The organism is Ruegeria sp. AD11(2025) (genome assembly GCF_056542405.1).
In genome coordinates this window covers 1-632 of the sequence record NZ_JBQFZU010000145.1, presented here as the reverse complement: position 1 = coordinate 632, position 632 = coordinate 1, and the positions used below count along the sequence as shown (strand labels likewise).

Here is a 632-nt window from a genome sequence, read left to right as displayed (position 1 = left end):
GGCATTGCTTGCCCCGAACCGGAAGTCGAAGTCATTCAGTTGATACCCGGCATATGCTCCCAGAGTGAAGCTATTGGCATCCCCAGAAGCTTCACGTGTATCGACAGTCACACTGCTATTGCCATAGCCAGCAAACAGACCGACCTGCCATCCACGGCGGTTCTGTGTGTCGACACCAGCAAAAAAGCCGACCGTCTGGCTGTCTATTGCAGCCGTATCGTCGGTTTCGCTGATTTCGCTCCATTGACCGTAGCCCTCGAACCACCCCATAGAGCTTCCACCGGATCGGTCCTGGGCAATCGCCTGTTGTTCGTTTGGGACAACACCATCGAAGGCGCTGCGGAGACGGTTGTTAACCGCAGTGCGACCAAGGCTACTGTCTTGAAGCAGCAAGCCATCGACCGAAGGGTGTATTTCCCCGGAAAGACTGTCATATGCACTGCGCGCATCATCCGCGCTGAGGCCCATGACCGCATTCAGGACATCATTGCTTGCGTTCAAGCTACTGACAGCGATCGCCACATTTCGCTGGTTCTCTGTGACGGCGACATCCGCAAGGCTCGTCAGGTTACGCTCCAATACCAGGATGACCTGGTTGGGCGTTCTATAATCCAGAGCCGAATCCAGAAACG

1 protein-coding gene is annotated in these 632 nt (G+C 55.4%); it reads right to left on the bottom strand.

All coding sequences use genetic code 11. From position 1 onward, the window contains the following. Window positions 1-632: autotransporter outer membrane beta-barrel domain-containing protein (locus tag ACR1XY_RS24785; RefSeq protein WP_480597523.1), on the bottom strand; the 632-nt coding region annotated here is incomplete at both ends.